14 protein-coding genes are annotated in these 16,144 nt (G+C 68.5%); 9 read left to right on the top strand and 5 right to left on the bottom strand.

The genetic code is table 11. The features are described from left to right. The first annotated feature begins 2 nt into the window (after positions 1-2). Positions 3-1,484 carry an efflux transporter outer membrane subunit gene (locus AC07XB_RS12815; protein ID WP_492375623.1) on the top strand — a complete coding sequence of 494 codons (1,482 nt, stop codon included), beginning with the start codon at positions 3-5 and terminating at the stop codon, positions 1,482-1,484. A 29-nt stretch (positions 1,485-1,513) separates the two neighbouring features. On the opposite strand, the gene AC07XB_RS12810 is transcribed toward AC07XB_RS12815, so the two are convergent. The 3 genes from AC07XB_RS12810 to AC07XB_RS12800 are packed head-to-tail and all read right to left on the bottom strand — an operon-like array spanning position 1,514 to position 3,894. Continuing rightward, on the bottom strand, positions 1,514-2,290 hold the full coding sequence (locus tag AC07XB_RS12810; protein ID WP_492375624.1) for an amino acid ABC transporter permease: 777 nt from the start codon (positions 2,288-2,290) through the stop codon (positions 1,514-1,516). Further along, positions 2,283-3,029 (bottom strand): ABC transporter permease subunit, encoded by a 747-nt coding sequence (locus AC07XB_RS12805; RefSeq protein WP_492827973.1) that lies wholly within the window; start codon positions 3,027-3,029, stop codon positions 2,283-2,285. Before AC07XB_RS12805 ends, AC07XB_RS12810 begins: the two co-directional genes overlap by 8 nt. Before the next feature lie 34 nt (positions 3,030-3,063). Then, complete coding sequence (locus AC07XB_RS12800) at positions 3,064-3,894, bottom strand: ABC transporter substrate-binding protein (RefSeq protein ID WP_492375626.1); 831 nt, start codon at positions 3,892-3,894, stop codon at positions 3,064-3,066. Between the two features lie 228 nt (positions 3,895-4,122). On the opposite strand from AC07XB_RS12800, the gene trhA reads away from it, so the two are divergent. Continuing rightward, positions 4,123-4,740, top strand: coding sequence for a PAQR family membrane homeostasis protein TrhA (gene trhA, locus AC07XB_RS12795; RefSeq protein ID WP_253929680.1), 618 nt, complete (start codon positions 4,123-4,125; stop codon positions 4,738-4,740). Here the strand turns inward: trhA and AC07XB_RS12790 are convergent. Together AC07XB_RS12790 and AC07XB_RS12785 are read right to left on the bottom strand one after the other, a co-directional pair. Further along, positions 4,737-5,216 carry a GNAT family N-acetyltransferase gene (locus tag AC07XB_RS12790; RefSeq protein WP_492827975.1) on the bottom strand — a complete coding sequence of 160 codons (480 nt, stop codon included), beginning with the start codon at positions 5,214-5,216 and terminating at the stop codon, positions 4,737-4,739. The genes trhA and AC07XB_RS12790 overlap by 4 nt on opposite strands. Before the next feature lie 99 nt (positions 5,217-5,315). Beyond that, positions 5,316-7,769: a penicillin acylase family protein gene (locus AC07XB_RS12785; protein WP_492827977.1), complete on the bottom strand. Its 2,454-nt coding sequence runs from the start codon at positions 7,767-7,769 to the stop codon at positions 5,316-5,318. A gap of 310 nt (positions 7,770-8,079) precedes the next feature. Here AC07XB_RS12785 and AC07XB_RS12780 point away from each other — a divergent pair, with 310 nt between their 5' ends. From AC07XB_RS12780 to AC07XB_RS12750, 7 genes are all read left to right on the top strand, one after another. Beyond that, positions 8,080-8,943 carry an IclR family transcriptional regulator gene (locus tag AC07XB_RS12780; protein ID WP_492375629.1) on the top strand — a complete coding sequence of 288 codons (864 nt, stop codon included), beginning with the start codon at positions 8,080-8,082 and terminating at the stop codon, positions 8,941-8,943. A 15-nt stretch (positions 8,944-8,958) separates the two neighbouring features. Next, positions 8,959-10,014 (top strand): cyclase family protein, encoded by a 1,056-nt coding sequence (locus AC07XB_RS12775; RefSeq protein ID WP_492375630.1) that lies wholly within the window; start codon positions 8,959-8,961, stop codon positions 10,012-10,014. A 49-nt stretch (positions 10,015-10,063) separates the two neighbouring features. Next, positions 10,064-11,314 carry an ABC transporter substrate-binding protein gene (locus AC07XB_RS12770; RefSeq protein WP_492375631.1) on the top strand — a complete coding sequence of 417 codons (1,251 nt, stop codon included), beginning with the start codon at positions 10,064-10,066 and terminating at the stop codon, positions 11,312-11,314. A gap of 25 nt (positions 11,315-11,339) precedes the next feature. Further along, positions 11,340-12,521, top strand: a complete 1,182-nt coding sequence (locus tag AC07XB_RS12765) for a thiolase family protein (RefSeq protein ID WP_492811062.1) — start codon at positions 11,340-11,342, stop codon at positions 12,519-12,521. Beyond that, on the top strand, positions 12,518-12,877 hold the full coding sequence (locus tag AC07XB_RS12760) for a Zn-ribbon domain-containing OB-fold protein (protein ID WP_492827979.1): 360 nt from the start codon (positions 12,518-12,520) through the stop codon (positions 12,875-12,877). The genes AC07XB_RS12765 and AC07XB_RS12760 overlap by 4 nt, the downstream gene beginning before the upstream one ends. A 78-nt stretch (positions 12,878-12,955) precedes the next feature. Next, positions 12,956-13,954: a tripartite tricarboxylate transporter substrate binding protein gene (locus tag AC07XB_RS12755; RefSeq protein ID WP_492827981.1), complete on the top strand. Its 999-nt coding sequence runs from the start codon at positions 12,956-12,958 to the stop codon at positions 13,952-13,954. 61 nt (positions 13,955-14,015) lie between these two features. Continuing rightward, the gene (locus AC07XB_RS12750; protein ID WP_492827983.1) at positions 14,016-16,136 is read left to right on the top strand and encodes an acetate--CoA ligase family protein; all 2,121 of its coding nucleotides are present in this window, start codon (positions 14,016-14,018) and stop codon (positions 16,134-16,136) included. The last annotated feature ends 8 nt before the right edge of the window (positions 16,137-16,144 follow it).

Genomic DNA, 16,144 nt, shown 5'->3' with positions numbered 1-16,144 from the left:
CCATGCACAAGACTCTCGCCCCTATGCTGCGCATTCTCGGCATGGCCCTGCCGCTTGCGCTGGCCGCATGCACCCTCGAGCCAACATACCAGCGCCCCGCGCAGCCAGTGCCAGAGGCCTGGCCCACCGGCCCGGCCTACGCTGCCGGCACGCCGGCAGCGGCCGAAACCAGCACAGCGGCGGCCGACCTGGGCTGGCAGGACTTTTTCGTCGATGCGCGCCTGCGGCGCCTGATCGAACTGGCGCTGGCCAACAACCGCGATCTGCGCGTGGCCACGCTCGCCATTGAACAGGCACGCGCCCAGTACCGTATCCAGCGCGCCGCGCAGTTCCCCGCGATCGGTGCCAGCGCGGGCGTGCTCAGCCAGCGCGTGCCCAGCGAACTGCGCGCGCCCGGGCAGCCGGCGGTCATCACGCAGTACAGCGCGGGCGTGGGATTCAACGCGTTCGAGCTGGACTTCTTCGGACGCGTGCGCAGCCTCAAGCACGAGGCACTCGAACAATATCTCGCCACGGAGGAAGCGCGCCGCAGCGCCCATATCAGCCTGGTCGCCGAAGTCGCCAGCGCCTACCTGACCTGGCGCGCCGACCAGGTGCTGCTGCAAATCTCGGAGGACACGCTGAAGAGCCAGCAAGCTGCCGCCGAGATGATCGGGCGCGGCAAGCGCGCGGGCGCCATGGCACAGTTGGACCTGCACCGCGCCGAGACCCAGGTGCAGACCGCGCGCGTGGGCGTGGAGCAATACACGCGGCAGGTCGCGCAGGACGAGAATGCCATCAGCCTGCTGATCGGCGGCCCGCTGCCGCAAGACCTGCCACCGCCCGAGCCCTTCGAGTCGACAAGCCTCGTTGCCGAGCTGCCTGCCGGCCTACCTTCGGCGTTGCTGCAGCAAAGGCCCGACATCATGGCCGCCGAGCACCGCCTGAAAGCCTCCAACGCCGACATCGGCGCCGCGCGGGCGGCCTTCTTCCCGACCATCTCGCTGACCGGCGCGGTTGGCTCGGCCAGCACCAATCTGGCAGGGCTGTTCTCCGCAGGCATGGGCGCGTGGACCTTCGCGCCGCAGATCACCCTGCCGATCTTCAATGCCGGCAACAACCAGGCCAGGCTCGATGCCTCCAAGGTGCAGAAGGACATCAATATTGCCGCCTACGAAAAGACTATCCAGACGGCCTTTCGCGAAGTGGCAGACGGCCTGGCCGCGCGCGGGACCTATGACCGGGAGGCCGCCGCGCAGGAAACCCTGGTCAAGGAAGCCAGCGAAACCCAGCGCCTGTCGGAGATGCGGTTCAAGAATGGCGTGGACGACTATTTTGCCGTCTTCGATGCCCAGCGCCAGCTCTATACCGCGCAGCAAACCCTGGCCACCATCCGGCTGGCCCGCCTGACCAGCCGTGTCGCACTGTACAAGGCGCTTGGCGGAGGATGGTCGGAGCACACGGCCGCCGTGGCGCAAAGCGCGGACGTAACACCGGCACGATGAAGCGCACCGCAGCTAGCGGGGTCCGATCGCTACATGCCGGCCCCGGGCCTTGGCCGGACAGGTGGAAGCGCATGCGCCTCGGGCAGGCCTCGCCGCGCGGAGACGGCGGCCTGCCGCTGCGTCATACGGCAGGCCAGCGCCGCCACGCTCTCGATCGCCAGGCAAATCAGGAAGTAGAGCAACGCGACGGCAAGGAACACCTGCGCCGCATAGCCCACGCTGCGCCCGTTGACCTGCGTTGCCGCGGTCGACAACTCCACCACGCCCACGATATAGGCCAGCGACGTATCCTTGGCCAGCGACACCCACACATTGCCCAGCGACGGCAGCATGGCGCGCAGCGTCTGCGGCAACACCACCTGCCAGAGTGCCTGCAACGGCGTCATGCCGAGCGCCAGCGCCGCATTGCGCTGGCCGCGCCCAATCGCGTCGAAGCCCGCCGCCATGACCTGCGCGATGTAGGCTGCGCCGATCAGCGCGAGCGCCAGCACCACGGTCTGCACCTCACCCACGTGAACGCCCGCCAGCATCGGCAACAGGAAGTAAGCCCAGAAGATCAGCATCAACACGGGAATCGCGCGCAGGCAGGCCAGCAACGCACGCACGGCACGCGCCAGCGGTGCCGGCGCCAGGTCAAGCAGCACGGCAACGCCAATGCCCAGCACGGTGGCACCCGCGCAGGCCAGCAGCGCCATCCACAAGGTCAGCGCGGCGCCCGCCAGGGGACCGTTGGGGAACGTGCCAGCCAACAGATAGGGCAACTGCTTGAGCACGACGGCCCAGCCGGAGAGATCGGCATCAGGCACGCGCTGCCTCCGTCCATCCCAGGCGGCGCAGCAGCACCGGCGCCGCCACCTGCAACAACAGGATCAGCGCGACGTAAAGCAGCGTGGCCAGGCCGAAGGCCTGGAAGGTCATCAGGCTGTCGGTTTCCACTTGCCGGGCGGTGTAGGACATCTCCGCAAAGCCGATCGCCATCGCCAGCGATGTGTTCTTGATGGTCTGGCAGAACTGCCCCACCATCGGCCGCGCGGCAACGCGCAGCGCCTGCGGCAGCACCACGCGCCAGAATGCGGCGGCGGGCGTAAAGCCCAGCGCCAGCGCCGCCGCGCCCTGGCCCGCCGGCACGTTGGCGAGGCCCGCCTCGAACTCGCGCGCATAAAATGCGCTGGCGTAAAGGCCGATGCCGGCCAGGCTCGCAAGCGCCTCCAGCGAAGGCGCGGGCACGTGCAAGCCGCCGATGCGCCATCCCTGCCAGTCATACAGCGCGCCGATGGCGCCCTCGCCCAGCAGCTGCGCCGCGCCGAAATACCAGAAGAACAACTGCACCAGCAACGGCGTGCGGCGCAGGAAACCAACGGCGCCGCGCGCCGCCAGGCGCAGCGGCATGATCGGGCTACGCGCGAGCACCAGCCAGCCGGCGGCAATCGCGCAGCCAAGCACAAACACCGCCACCGACAATGCCACGGTCAGGCCAAAGCCGGCGGTGATCCAGCCGACGTACGTTGCCGGCAGCGACTGCAGCAGGATCGCTGGTCCCTGCATGGCTAGCCCTTGCCGGGAAAGAAGAAAGCCATCCTCACTTCAGCGCGCTGCCAATCGTGAAATCCCGCGCCAGCGGCGCCGTGCTCTTCGGCCCGAACCACTTGTCGTAGATGCGCGCCGCCGTGCCGTTCTTCTCCAGCTCCGCCAGGATGCGATCGATCTCCGCGGTCAGCCGGTCCTCGCCCTTGGGAACGCCCACGCCCATGTACTCACGCGTCAGCGTGAACGACGAAATCTCGAACTGATCCTTGTTGGGCAACGTCGCCAGCAACGCACCCAGCTTGGCGCCATCCTGCGCAAACGCCTGGATCGCGCCGCTGCGCAGCGCGGTCAGCGCCAGCGGGGAATCGTCATACGCAATCACGCGCGCGTCCGGATACTTCTGCCGCAGTGTGGTCTCCTGCGTGGTGCCCTTGTCCACGCCGAGGCGCCAGGCCTTCAGGTCGTCCGGCTGCTTAAGCGCGCCCTTCCTGGCGATGAACTGCAAGCCGCTGGCGAAGTACGGCGTGGAGAAGCCGATCTGCTGGCGGCGCTCATCGGTGATGGTGAAATTGGCGGCAACGATGTCTACCTTCTGCGATGCCAGCAGGGCAATGCGGTTAGCCGGGTTGGTCGCGCGGAACTCAGGCTTGACGCCCAGCCGCCTGGCAATCTCGGCCGCGTAGTCCACGTCGAGGCCAACAGGGGTGGTACTGCCGGCCTCGACAAAGCCGAACGGCGGGTTCGCGTCGAACACGCCCACGCGCAGCACGCCGGCCTTCTTGATGTCATCCAGGCGGTCCGCCATGGCGGGGCTCGAAGCGAGGACGGTGAGGCCGGTGAGCAGCGTCAGGGCAGCCTTGAACAGCGGCGAAGGGATACGCATGGGGAGTCTCGCTAAGGGTTGGATGGCGAGACGATAGCGGTGGGAACCCAGGCCGGGAACGAATGGTTTTGCAGATGGTTATGCCATCCCGGGGAGCCCCATCGGCAGGCCCCGACGGCCCACTTTCCACGCCCCTTCGAAATACATGCAAAAATACCCCGATAACGCACCGCAACAAAGCCCCCTGCAATCGCCCCTACCAGCGACCACTACAGGAGAATGAACAACATGTACCGTGGAGAACGTTTCAACGGCTACAGCCATCTGGCGGGCGCCGTCCTGGCCGCGGCCGGCACAGCAGTCCTTATCACCAGCTCTGCCCTTTACCACGACGCCTGGAAGGTCGTCAGCTCCATCGTCTACGGCGCCACGCTGGTCTTTCTCTACACCATCTCCACGCTCTATCACAGCCTGCGCGGCCGCCCCAAGGACATCCTGCGGCGGCTCGATTACTGCGCCATCTACCTGCTGATCGCCGGCAGCTACACGCCCTTCGCGCTGGTCACGCTGCGCGGGCCCTGGGGCTGGACGCTGTTCGGGGTGAACTGGGGACTGGCGGTGATCGGCATCGCGCAGGAGCTGTTGATTGGCCACCGCACGCGCGTGTTCTCGCTGCTGATCTATGTACTGATGGGCTGGCTGGTGCTGTTTGCCTTTGGCCCGCTGGTGGCGGCGCTGCCGGCTGCCGGCCTGTACTGGCTGGTGGCGGGCGGTGCGCTCTATACGGCCGGCATCGGGTTCTTCCTGTTCGACGAGAAGGTGCGGCACTTCCACGGCATCTGGCACCTGTTCGTGCTGGCCGGCAGCGCCTGCCAATTTGTCAGCATTCTCTGGTACGTGGGCTAGCCCCTGGCGTCCTCGAGCGCCAGGCGCATCGGCACATAGGCGATGCCTTTCGTCTGTGCGCGAGGGCCGATGGCCTGGAAGCCGAAGCGCTCGTACACCACGGTTGCGAACGGGCTCGAATTGACGGTGAATGCACGCACCTCGCCGCTGGCGATCGCGGCCTGGCTGGCGGCTTGCCAGAGGGATCCGGCAACGCCGCTCCGATGCATCTGTGGAGCGACGAACAGGTGAAAGAGGTGGCTGACGTCACGCATCGCAAGGATGCCGGCCAGCTGCTCGCCGCGGTAGGCAACCAGATAGTGGAAGCGCGGACTGGTGACATAACCGGCAATCGCATCCGGCGAGAGGCTGGCGAGAAAGTCCTCCGCGCCGGCCCCGGACGCCTCGATCGTGAAATAGTGCGCGACGCTCATGGCAAGCGCGCTGATGGCGGCAGCGTCTTCGGTGCCGGCTCGGCGAATGACCAACGTTTCCATGGTGGCTCGGGCTGATGATAGCCATCCAGTTTGTCATAGCGCGGGCCGGCGCGCCACATGCCTGCAGCCAGGCCCGAGCTGAACGAGCCCGCCGCGGGCTTACTGCGGCACCAGTTCCACCTTCTCCCGCGTCTCCTTCTCCACCGCCTTGCGCGTGTAGAGCAGCGGGAAGTAATCGCCCCTGGCCCACATCTGCGCCAGGTCGCGATAGTGCGGGCTGGTGGGATTGCCGGATTGCCCGGGTGCGTTGACCACGCGCGAGGCATCCCAGTTGCCCACGTCCAGCACCATGCGGAACGACGCGCCCGCGGTGAGCTGGTAGTCGCTGTTGCGGTAGCTCGTGTTCATCGGCGTGAAGGAAGACCCGCCGATCGGCCCGGCGTTGACGTCGTAGCGCTGGCGCGCCGCGTTGTCCAGCAGCGGGTCGAGCGGATGATTGAACACCGCGGTGTGCAGCCTGCCCCATTGCCAGGCTTTGGGGTCCGGGCCGAGCTTGCGCTCCACCTCCGCCATGGCGCTCTTGAGCGAGGCCACGATAACTTCGTTGCGGCGCTCCACCGGCATCCACGGCTCGGGCTTTTCCAGCACCGCCAGCACGCGGCTGGCGTCGCCGTAGCCCGCAAGCTTGGCGCCTTCCGGCGACAGCGCCGCGCGCACCACCGCCGGGCGCAGGTACTTGCTGAACCAGACTTCGAACAACGCCGCCGGCGCGCTGTCGGCGCGCTCGTTGCCGTCCCAGCCGCGCAGCAGGTCGAGTCCCCGCCGCGCCTGGGCGTCCTCGGTGCGTACGTTGGCCAGCAACGCCACCGCGCGCAGCGCCGGCAGCGAGGTGGTGTCGTTCTGCCACGCCATGCTGTCCGCCACCGAGGAATGCGGGTTCGCCGCCACCAGGCTCTTGAGCCGCCGCGCGCGCGCCGTGTCGCTCCATTCGTAGCCCACGCCCATCTTGGCTGCAGGGTGGTTGGGCGGGATGTTGTTCTCGTTGGCGGTCACCACATAGCCGGCGGCCGGGTTGTAGGCCCACGGCAGCTCGTCCATGTTGCGGTAGCCCGCCCACTCGTAGCGGCCGTCGCCCGGCACTGGCGTGAGGCCATCCCAGTTGGGGCGGATGACGGTCAGGCCGCCGGGGATCCAGCCAATGTTGCCTTCGCGGTCGGCGTAGACCTGGTTCTCGCCCGGGGCGCCCCAGCGGTTCATCGCGGCGCGGAACTGGTCCCAGTTCTGGGAGCGCATGTAGTCCATGGAGCCGAAGTACGGCGCCATGCCCAGATCCAGCCAGGCCGCGCGCAGCGCGTAGGCGCGATTGCCCTTGGCATCGGTGACCAGCACCGGGCCGTGGCGGGTGAATTCCAGGCTGATCTTGCGCGGCGCGGCTTCGCCCTTGACAGCGATCTCCTCAGTCACGGTTTCCATCGGTTCCCAACGGCCGCGGTACTTGTATTCATGCGGCTGCGCCGGGTTGGTCTCGTAGACGTAGAGATCCTCCTGGTCCATATAGAAGCGGGTCAGTCCAAAACCAATGTTGTCGTTGTGCCCGATCGAGATCCCCGGCAGGAACGGCTCCCCGGCTCCGATCACCGACATCCCCGGCGCGTTCAGGTGGCTGATGTAGCGCAGGCTGGGCGCGCCGTGCGCGCGGTGCGGGTCATTGGCAAGGATGGGCCGGCCGGTGCTGGTGCGCGAGCCCGAGATCACCCAGTTGTTGGAGCCGAGGCTGCGCGCGGTGTCGCTGTTGGTGTCAAGCACCGCATACAACGCTTCGTGCGGGATGCCCTCCGCCTTGGCCGAAGCCCACCACTCTTTCGGAAAGCGCGGCGCGGCGGTGGCGAGTTCATAGGCGCGGCGCAGCTCCACGGTCGGCAGCGCGCAGGGGTCGAGGCCGTCCGGCAGCTTGGGCTGGATCGGCGGATCCAGCTCGCGCTGCACCCAGTCGGTGCGGGCGGCGTCGGGCTTGACCTGGCAGTAGACCTGCGCGCGATTGACCTCGCCCATGAAATTGAGCGTGAGCCCGTGATGGCGGATGCGCACGATATCTTCCGCACGCCAGCGCGCGGGCTTGTAGTTCAGCACGCGAAACTCCGGCGGCAGCAAGTCCGGCCTGCTCTCCGTCTGCGCCACATAGGCGTTCACGCCGGCCACGAACGCCTCCGCCACGCGCTTGGCATCCGAGCCATAGGCCAGCCACTCGCGGTACATGTCGCCGCGGAACAGCACGCCGCGCGCCATGCGGTCCCCTTCTACATAGGCCGGCCCAAAGTCCTTGGCCATCTCGCCCAGGCCACGCTTGCGCCACAAGTCGATCTGCCACAGGCGGTCGCGCGCGGCCATGAAGCCTTGTACATAAAAGGCGTCGTAGAGCGTGTTGGCGTAGATATGCGGCACGCCCCAGCGGTCGATCAGGATGCTGGCGGGCTTCTCCAGGCCCGCCACCTGGAAGCGTTCGTTGGCGGGGGCCGCGGCGGTTGCTGCGGTTGTGGCGGCCGGTGGCACGGCCTGGGCGGCGGCAGTGCTCAGGATGAGCAGCGCGGCAAGGCGGCGGGCTCGGCAAACCATGGTGTTTCCTTGGGGACGTGGGGATCGCATCAGGTAAAAATCGGGTGTCGCGAGCCGTGCTGGCGCGGCGAATCGCCGCCAAGGATAGCGGAAGTCGCACCGGCGAGCCTAATCGGGCTACCCGTTTTTGCGGGATTGCAACCCGGCTCACGCTCCGGGAACCGCCGCGAACACCCAACTGGCGCGGCTTTCCATGAATTTCATCAGGCAAAACTTTGATGCAGTGCAGAATGACGGGGCACACGTGGAAGCCTATAACCCCAAAACCGGTTTCACTCTTCGAAACCGGCCGACTCCGGAGTGCGCTCGCGTGACGGTACCGACTACCTCCCTCCAGAAGGCCTGCAGGCTGCTGCGCGTGCTGTCGGACGCGCGCAATACGCGCCTGACCGACCTGGCCGTGGCGGCCGGCGTCGACAAGGCCTCGGCGCTGCGCCTGCTGGACACGCTGGCGGCCGAAGGCTTTATCGAGCGTGACCCCGACACCAAGGCGTTCACGCTGGGCCCCGAATGGCTGGCGCTGCGCGCGGCCAGCGTGCGCCGCATCGACCCGCGCGCCAGCGTGCGGCCGGCGCTGATCCGGCTTGCCCAAGCCTTCGAGGACACCACCATCCTGTCAGTGCCAAGCGGCTGGGAATCCGTCTGCCTGGAACTGCGCCCCGGCACTTTCCCGATCCGCGCCAACTACCTTGACGTGGGCAGCCGGCGCCCGCTTGGGGTCGGCGCGGGCAGCCTGGCGCTGCTGGCGGCACTGCCCGATGCGGAGGTGGAAGCCACCTTGCACGCCATCGCACCCGCGCTCAAGCGCTATCCGCGCATCAGCGCGGCGATGCTGCTGCGCGAGGTGGAGGCCACCCGCGCGCGCGGCTACGCGGTGCTGCTGGATGTGGTGGTGGAACGCATGGGCGGCATCGCCATCGCGCTGCCGGACCCGGATGGCTACCCGCTTGGCGCCATCAGCATTGCCGCGCTCAATGAGCGCATCAGTGAGCGCGAGCCGGCGCTCGCGCGCGCGCTGCGCCGCGAAGCCGAAACCGTTTGCGCTGCCTGGACACCGCCGGCGCCCAACTCGGCGGCGGCACGCCGGCGCAACGCCACCATGGCCAGCGCCACGCCAACGACCAAGACCCCGACTGCGCGCAAGACGCGGCGAACCATCACGACCGACCTGTAACCGGAGACAGACAGCATGCGCTGGAAGCAACGACCGCAAGGTTCCAACTGGGGCGACTTCGGCCCCGACGACCAGCTTGGCCGCGTCAACCTGATCGGCGCAGAGCAGGTGCGCAAGGGCGCGCGCGAGATACAGGCCGGGCTGTCGTTCTGCCTGTCGCTGCCGCTTGATTATCCCGGCGGCAACAAGCTCAACCCGCGCCGCCATCCGCCAGTGCTGCGCCCCACCTTCCGCGACGACATACCCTATGTGAACTTCCCGCTGGCCAAGGTCGACCCAAGCGCCACCGACGTGATCAGCGACGACCAGGTGCTGCTGTCGCTGCAGTACTCCACGCAGTGGGACTCGCTCGCCCACGTGGGCGCGCTGTTCGATGCGGATGGCGATGGCCGCCCGGAGCGGGTCTACTACAACGGCTACCGGGCCAACGAGCACATCGTGGGCCCGGTGGACTACGCGGAGGACGATCATTTTGCCGCGCACGCCTGCGGCCACGACCACAGCGAGGCGCGCGCGCTCGGCATCGAGAACTTCGCCGTCAAGGGCATGCAGGGGCGCGGCGTGCTGGTGGACCTGGCCAATGCGTTTGGCCAGGATTTGCGCAACGTGGGCTACGACGACCTGATGCACGTGCTGGAGGCCGACCGGGTGGAGGTGGAACCCGGCGACATGCTGTTGCTGCGCACGGGCTTTGCCGAAGTGGTGCTGTCGATGCAGCGCGAGCCGGATGAAGCCGTGCTGCATCACAGCTGTTGCGCGCTGGACGGCCGCGACGACCGCCTGCTGAACTGGATCACCGATGCGGGCATCGCCGCGCTGATCGCCGACAACTACGCGGTGGAGCGCTATCCGGCGCGGCCCGCGCCGGCCGACCAGCCGAATCATCCGCTGCTGCCGCTGCACCATCACTGCCTGTTCAAGCTCGGCCTGCCGCTGGGCGAACTCTGGTACCTGAAGGAGCTCGCGCAGTGGCTGCGCGCCAACCAGCGCTCGCGCTTCATGCTGACCGCGCCGCCGCTGCGGCTGCCGGGCGCGGTGGGCTCGCCCACCACGCCGATCGCTACCGTCTAGGCACCCACAAGAAAGCAAGTCAACAAGACCAAAGCTGGAGGAGACCACCATGAACCGAAACCAATCGCTGCTGCGCCGCCCGCTGGGCGCGCTCGCCATCGCCGCCGCGCTGCTGTGCGGCGCAGGACAGGCCAATGCGCAGCCGGCCAAGGCCGGCATTTCCGATGACGAGGTCAAGATCGGCCTGATCCTCGACATGAGCGGCCTGTACGCCGACGTGACCGGGCGCGGCAGCGCCACCGCCGCGCAGATGGCCATCGACGATTTTGGCGGCAAGGTGCTGGGCAAGAAGATCGAGCTGGTGGTGGCCGATCACCAGAACAAGGCCGACATCGCCGCCAGCAAGGCGCGCGAGTGGTTCGATACGGGCCACGTCGACGCCATCCTGGACGTGGCCGCCTCGGCACCGGCCCTGGCGGTGCTGGAGGTCGCCAAGCAGAAGAACAAGATCGTGGTGTTCTCCGGCCCCGGCACCGAGCGCATCACCAACGACCTGTGCACGCCGGTTTCGGTGCATTACGCCTATGACACCTACGCGCTGGCCAATTCCACAGCGCGCGCGGTAGTGCAGCGCGGCGGCAAGACATGGTTCTTCCTGACCGCCGACTACGCCTTCGGCCACACGCTGCAGGAGTCCGCCACCGCCGTGATCAACGAGACCGGCGGCAAGGTGCTCGGCGCGGCGCGCCATCCCATCGGCGCCAGCGATTTTGCTTCCTACCTGCTGCAGGCGCAGGCCAGCAAGGCGCAGGTGGTGGGCCTGGCCAATGCCGGCGGCGATGCCGTCAACGCCATCAAGGCGGCCAGCGAATTCGGCCTGACCAAAGGTGGCAACCAGCGCATGGCGGGGCTGCTGCTGTACATCAACGACATCCACGCCATCGGCCTGAAGACCGCATCCGGGCTGCTGCTGACCGAGGGCTTCTACTGGGACATGAACGACGCCACGCGCGCGTGGTCGCGCCGGTACTTCGAGAAGCTCAAGAAGATGCCGAACATGAGCCAGGCCGGCACCTATTCGTCGGTGATGCATTACCTCAAGGCGATCCAGGCCGCGGGCACCGACGAAACCGCTGCCGTCATGAAGCAGATGAAGGCGATGCCGATCAACGACTTCTTCGCCAAGAACGGCCGTATCCGCGAAGACGGCCGCATGATTCACGACATGTACCTGTTCGAGGTCAAGACGCCGGCGGAATCGAAGTACCCATGGGACTACTACAAGCTGCTGGCCACGGTGCCAGGCGACCAGGCCTTCATGCCGGTGGCCAAGTCGCAGTGCCCGCTGCTGAAACGGTGAAGCGGTGACGGTGAAGCGAGACGACATGCCACACGCAGCTTACCTGCGCGGCGCGGGCAATACGCGCTTTGGCCGCGTCGAGGGCAGCACGCCGCTGACGCTGATGGCGCAGGCCACCGACGCCGCGCTGGCCGACGCGGGCCTGGCCCGCGCCGACATCGACGGCGTGCTGTGCGGCTACGCCACCACGCTGCCGCACCTGATGCTGGCCACGCGCTTTTGCGAGTACGCCTCGCTCGATCCGGCCTACGCGCACGGCGTGGCCTCCGGCGGCGCCACCGGCGGCGTGATGGCCATGCTGGCGCGCGAGCTGGTGGGCGCAGGGCGCTGCCGCAACGTGCTGGTGGTAGCCGGCGAGAACCGCCTCTCCGGCCAGAGCCGTGACCAGTCCATCCAGACGCTGGCCCAGGTTGGCGAGCCGGACATGGAAGTGCCCAACGGCGCTTCCGTGCCGGCTTACTACGCGCTGCTGGCCTCGCGCTATCTGGCCGAGACCGGCATGCACGCCGACGCGCTCAGCGGCTTCGCGGTGCTGATGCGCGAGCACGCGGCGGGGCACCCCGATGCGCACCTGCGTGAGCCGCTCACGCTGGATGCGGCACGCGCCGCCAAGCCCATCGCCACGCCGCTGCGGCTGTCGGACTGCTGCCCGATCTCCGATGGCGCGGTGGCGCTGGTGGTGTCCGCCGAGCCGGGTGGCGGCACACCCGTGCGCATCACGGGCGCGGGGCAGGCACATCGCCACCAGCATCTGTGCGCGCTCGACAGCGTGCTGGCTACCGGCGCTGCAGACGCCGCGCGGCGCGCGCTCGCGCAAGCGGGCAACACGATCGGGCAGATCGACTACCTGGCAATCTACGACTCGTTCACGATCACGCTGGCCATGCTGCTGGAAGAGCTTGGCATAGCCCCGCGCGGCGGCTCGCCGCAGCGGCTTGCGGCAGGCGACTTTGCGCGCGACGGCGCGCTGCCGCTCAACACGCACGGCGGCCTGCTTGCCTTCGGGCACTCGGGCGTGGCCGGCGGGCTGATGCATCTGGCGGAAGCCACGCGGCAGCTTGCGGGCAAGGCTGGCGCGCGCCAGTTGCCGCCGCGCAAGCGCGCGCTGTTTCACGCGGATGGCGGGGTGCTGTCTTCGCATGTCAGCCTGGTGCTGGAGGCGGGAACGCTTGCAATACCCACCGCTTCGCCAAGGACATCGCCATGAGCAATGACCATCCCTATCAAGCCGGCCTCGACGCAGGCGTGGTGCGCTATCAGGCGTGCGAGGACTGCGCCGCGTGGCAACCGCTGCAGCGCCATGCATGCCGCGCTTGCGGCAGCACGCGGCTGACGTGGCGCGACGCCACGGGTCGCGCTACCGTGCACAGCGTCACCGAAGTCGCGCGCGCGCCCACCGAGGATTTCCGCGCGCTGGCGCCTTACACGCTGGTGCTGGCCACGCTTGACGAAGGCCCGCGCGTGATGGGGCATGCCGAGCCCGGCGTGACGATCGGCGAGCGCGTGCGCGCGGGGTTCATGCGCCATGGCGAGCGCACGCTGCTGCGTTTCCAGCGCGAGTAAGCCGCATGGCCCGACGCAGCACGACACAGCACGACACAGCACGACACAGCAACATACATCGACACCCTGGAGACCGACATGCTCCGAACCTTGCCGCTTCGGCGGCCCGCGCGCGCCTTGCTGGTGGGCGCGATGGCAATGACCGCCGTGCTGCTGGCCGCGCCCGGCGCACGCGCGCAGGACTGGCCAACGCGTCCGGTGCGGCTGGTTGTGCCTTACCCGCCCGGCGGCCCCACCGACATCGTGGCGCGCGTGGTCGGGCAGAAATTGTCGGAGCAGCTCAAGCAGCCCGTGGTGATCGAGAACCGGCCCGGCGCGGGCGGAAATATCGGTGCCGAGGCCACCGCGAAGGCCGCGCCGGATGGCTACACGCTGCTGGTGGCGACCACGGCGCACGCCATCAACATGACGCTGTTCACCAAGCCCGGCTACAACACGCAGAAGGACTTCGCCCCGGTCTCGCTGCTGACGCGCGGCCCGCTGGTGCTGGTCACGGCGCCCGCCACACCGGCGGCCAATGTCGCGGAGCTGATCGCGCTGGCCAAGGCCAAGCCGGGACAAGTCAGCTTTGCCAGCTCCGGCAACGGCCAGTCCACGCACCTCGCCGCCGAACTGTTCAACAGCATGGCGGGCACGCACATGACCCACGTGCCGTACAAAGGCAGCGCGCCCGCGCTCACCGATGTGATGGGCGGGCAGGCCACAGTGATGTTCGACACCATGCTCTCCGCCATGCCCTTCGTGCGCGAGGGCCGGCTGCGCGCGCTGGCGATCACCGGCGCAGCCCGCTCGCCCGCCGCGCCCGATGTGCCCACCATGGCGCAGGCTGGCCTGCCCGGCTACGAAGCCACCGCGTGGAACGCTCTGCTCGCGCCGGCGGCGACACCACAGGCCGTGATCGCCACCTTGAGCAGCGCGCTGAAGACCGTGCTTGAACAGGAGGATGTACGCGCCAAGTTCGCTACGCAGGGCTTCGCCGCGGAATGGACGGCGCCTGGCGCCACGGCGCAGTTCCTGACCCGGGAGATCGACAAATGGGGCAAGGTGGTCAAGGCCTCCGGCGCCACCATCGATTGAGCCATTCACGCTGTTCCCTGAAGCCGGACATGCCGGCCTTTGATTCCGGATCGCACTCATCATGAACCAGACCTTGCAAGCCTTGCTGGCGCCGCGCTCGATCGCGGTGATCGGCGCCTCCGACCATATCCACAAGATCGGTGGCCGGCCCATCTACTACATGCGCGAGCATGGCTACGCCGGCAAGCTCTTCCCGGTGAACCCGCAGCGCGACACCATCCAGGGCCTGCCCGCCTTTGCCTCGCTCGATGCGCTGCCCGAGGTGCCGGAGCTGGCCATCATCGTGGTGGGCGGCGACGCAGCCGTGTCGGCGGTGCGCGATTGCGCGCGGCTGGGCGTGGCGGCCGCGATCGTGATCGCCTCGGGCTTCGGCGAAGCCGGCGAGGAAGGCCGCTGCCAGCAGGACGAGATGGTGCGGATTGCCGCCGGCGCGGGGCTGCGCCTGGTTGGCCCGAACAGCCAGGGCCTGGCCAACTTCGGCACCGGCACCATTGCCAGCTTCTCCACCATGTTTATCGAAGTGCCGCCGCAGGATGGCCCGGTGGCGGTGGTGAGCCAGAGCGGCGGCGTCAGCGCCATGGTCTACGGCCTGCTGCGCGGCCAGGGCATCGGCGTGCGCCATATGCACGCCACCGGCAACGAAGCCGACATCACAGTGAGCGAGCTGGCGCTGGCCGTGGCGCACGATCCCGATGTGCAACTGATCCTGCTGTACCTGGAGAGCCTGACCGATCCGGCCATGCTTGCGCGAGCCGCCGCGGTGGCGCGCCGCCGTGGCGTGCCCATCGTTGCCGTCAAGGCGGGCCGCTCCAGCGCGGGCCAGCGCGCGGCAGCGTCGCACACCGGCGCCATTGCCAATGAAGACCTCGCGGTGGGTGCCTTCCTGGCGCGGCACGGCATCTGCCGCGTGGATGATGCGCACGCGCTGGCGCGCTGTGCACCGCTTTACCTGCGCGGCTGGCAGGCCAGCGGGCGGCAACTGGTGGTGGTGAGCAATTCCGGCGCGAGCTGCGTGATGGCGGCCGACGCGGCGGAGCCGCTCGGGCTTGCGCTGGCGCCGCTGTCGCAGGCCACGCAAGCGGCGCTGGCGCAGCGCCTGCCCGGATTCGCCTCAACCGCAAACCCGGTCGATGTCACCGCCGCGCTGCTGACCAACAGCGGGCTGTTTGGCGACGTGCTGCCGGTGGTGGCCGCCGACCCGGCCGCCGACCTGCTGCTGCTCGATATCCCGGTGGCGGGCATGGGCTACGACCTGCCGCGCTTTGCACGCGACGCCGCCAGCTTTGCAGACAGCGCCGGCAAGCCGATTGCCGTGGCGGCCTGGCAGGCGCCGGTGGCAGCTGCGTTCCGCGCGGCCAACGTGCCCACCTATGCCAGCGGCGCCGAGGCGCTGGCTGCGTTCGCGCAACTGGTCACGCACCAGCAGCAACTGCGCGATGTGGCCGCGCAAGACACGGCCGTCGCCGCGCATCGGCCCGCGGCAAGCGATGCAGCAGGCGCTGCGTCGAGCGCTACCGGCCACACGCTGAGCGAGGCGGCGAGCCTCGCGCGCCTGGCGTTGGCGGGCATCCCGGTGGTAGCGCACAAGCTGTGCCAGAGCGTGGATGAAGCGGTCGCGGCGTGGCGCGAGTTGAAAGGGCCCGTCGCAGTCAAGGCCAGCTCGCCGCAAGTGCCGCACAAGAGCGAGCACGGCCTTGTCGCGTTGAACTGCAACGATGAACACGCCGTGGCGCAGGCCTTCCTCACGCAGACCGACATCCTGGACAAGCTCGGCGCGGCCTGCGAGGGCGTGGTGGTGGCGCGCATGGAACGCGGCCAGCGCGAATGCATGGTGGGCGCGCACTGGGACCCGGTGTTCGGGCCGGTGGTGCTGGTGGGAGACGGCGGCAAATATGTGGAGGTGCTGCGCGACACGGCCGTGCTGCTGGCGCCGTGCAGCGAGGCCGCGGTGGCGCGCGCCGTGGCCGGCCTGCGCATTGCGCCACTGCTGGCGGGCGTGCGCGGCGAGCCGGCTGTCGATGTGGCGGCGCTATGCCGGATCGCCGTGCGCGTGGGCCAGCTGATGCTTGACGCCAACGGTGCGATCCGCTCGATTGACCTCAACCCGGTGATGGTGAGTGCGGGCGGGGCGGTGGTGGTGGATGCGCTGATGGAGGTGGCAGGGGACGCTACGCCAGCCTGATCGCTTTC

The organism is Cupriavidus sp. GW821-FHT02F09, from assembly GCF_059421605.1.
Note: the sequence above shows the minus strand (reverse complement) of the source record. Positions and strands in the feature narration are given on the sequence as shown.

Coding starts and splice junctions, on each gene's coding strand:
- AC07XB_RS12800 (WP_492375626.1), bottom strand. CDS start 3,894: ATGCGTATCCCTTCGCCGCTGTTCAAGGCTGCCCTGACGCTGCTCACC.
- AC07XB_RS12775 (WP_492375630.1), top strand. CDS start 8,959: ATGCGCTGGAAGCAACGACCGCAAGGTTCCAACTGGGGCGACTTCGGC.
- AC07XB_RS12785 (WP_492827977.1), bottom strand. CDS start 7,769: ATGGTTTGCCGAGCCCGCCGCCTTGCCGCGCTGCTCATCCTGAGCACT.
- AC07XB_RS12805 (WP_492827973.1), bottom strand. CDS start 3,029: ATGCAGGGACCAGCGATCCTGCTGCAGTCGCTGCCGGCAACGTACGTC.
- AC07XB_RS12760 (WP_492827979.1), top strand. CDS start 12,518: ATGAGCAATGACCATCCCTATCAAGCCGGCCTCGACGCAGGCGTGGTG.
- AC07XB_RS12790 (WP_492827975.1), bottom strand. CDS start 5,216: ATGGAAACGTTGGTCATTCGCCGAGCCGGCACCGAAGACGCTGCCGCC.
- AC07XB_RS12765 (WP_492811062.1), top strand. CDS start 11,340: ATGCCACACGCAGCTTACCTGCGCGGCGCGGGCAATACGCGCTTTGGC.
- AC07XB_RS12750 (WP_492827983.1), top strand. CDS start 14,016: ATGAACCAGACCTTGCAAGCCTTGCTGGCGCCGCGCTCGATCGCGGTG.
- AC07XB_RS12755 (WP_492827981.1), top strand. CDS start 12,956: ATGCTCCGAACCTTGCCGCTTCGGCGGCCCGCGCGCGCCTTGCTGGTG.
- trhA (WP_253929680.1), top strand. CDS start 4,123: ATGTACCGTGGAGAACGTTTCAACGGCTACAGCCATCTGGCGGGCGCC.
- AC07XB_RS12815 (WP_492375623.1), top strand. CDS start 3: ATGCACAAGACTCTCGCCCCTATGCTGCGCATTCTCGGCATGGCCCTG.
- AC07XB_RS12770 (WP_492375631.1), top strand. CDS start 10,064: ATGAACCGAAACCAATCGCTGCTGCGCCGCCCGCTGGGCGCGCTCGCC.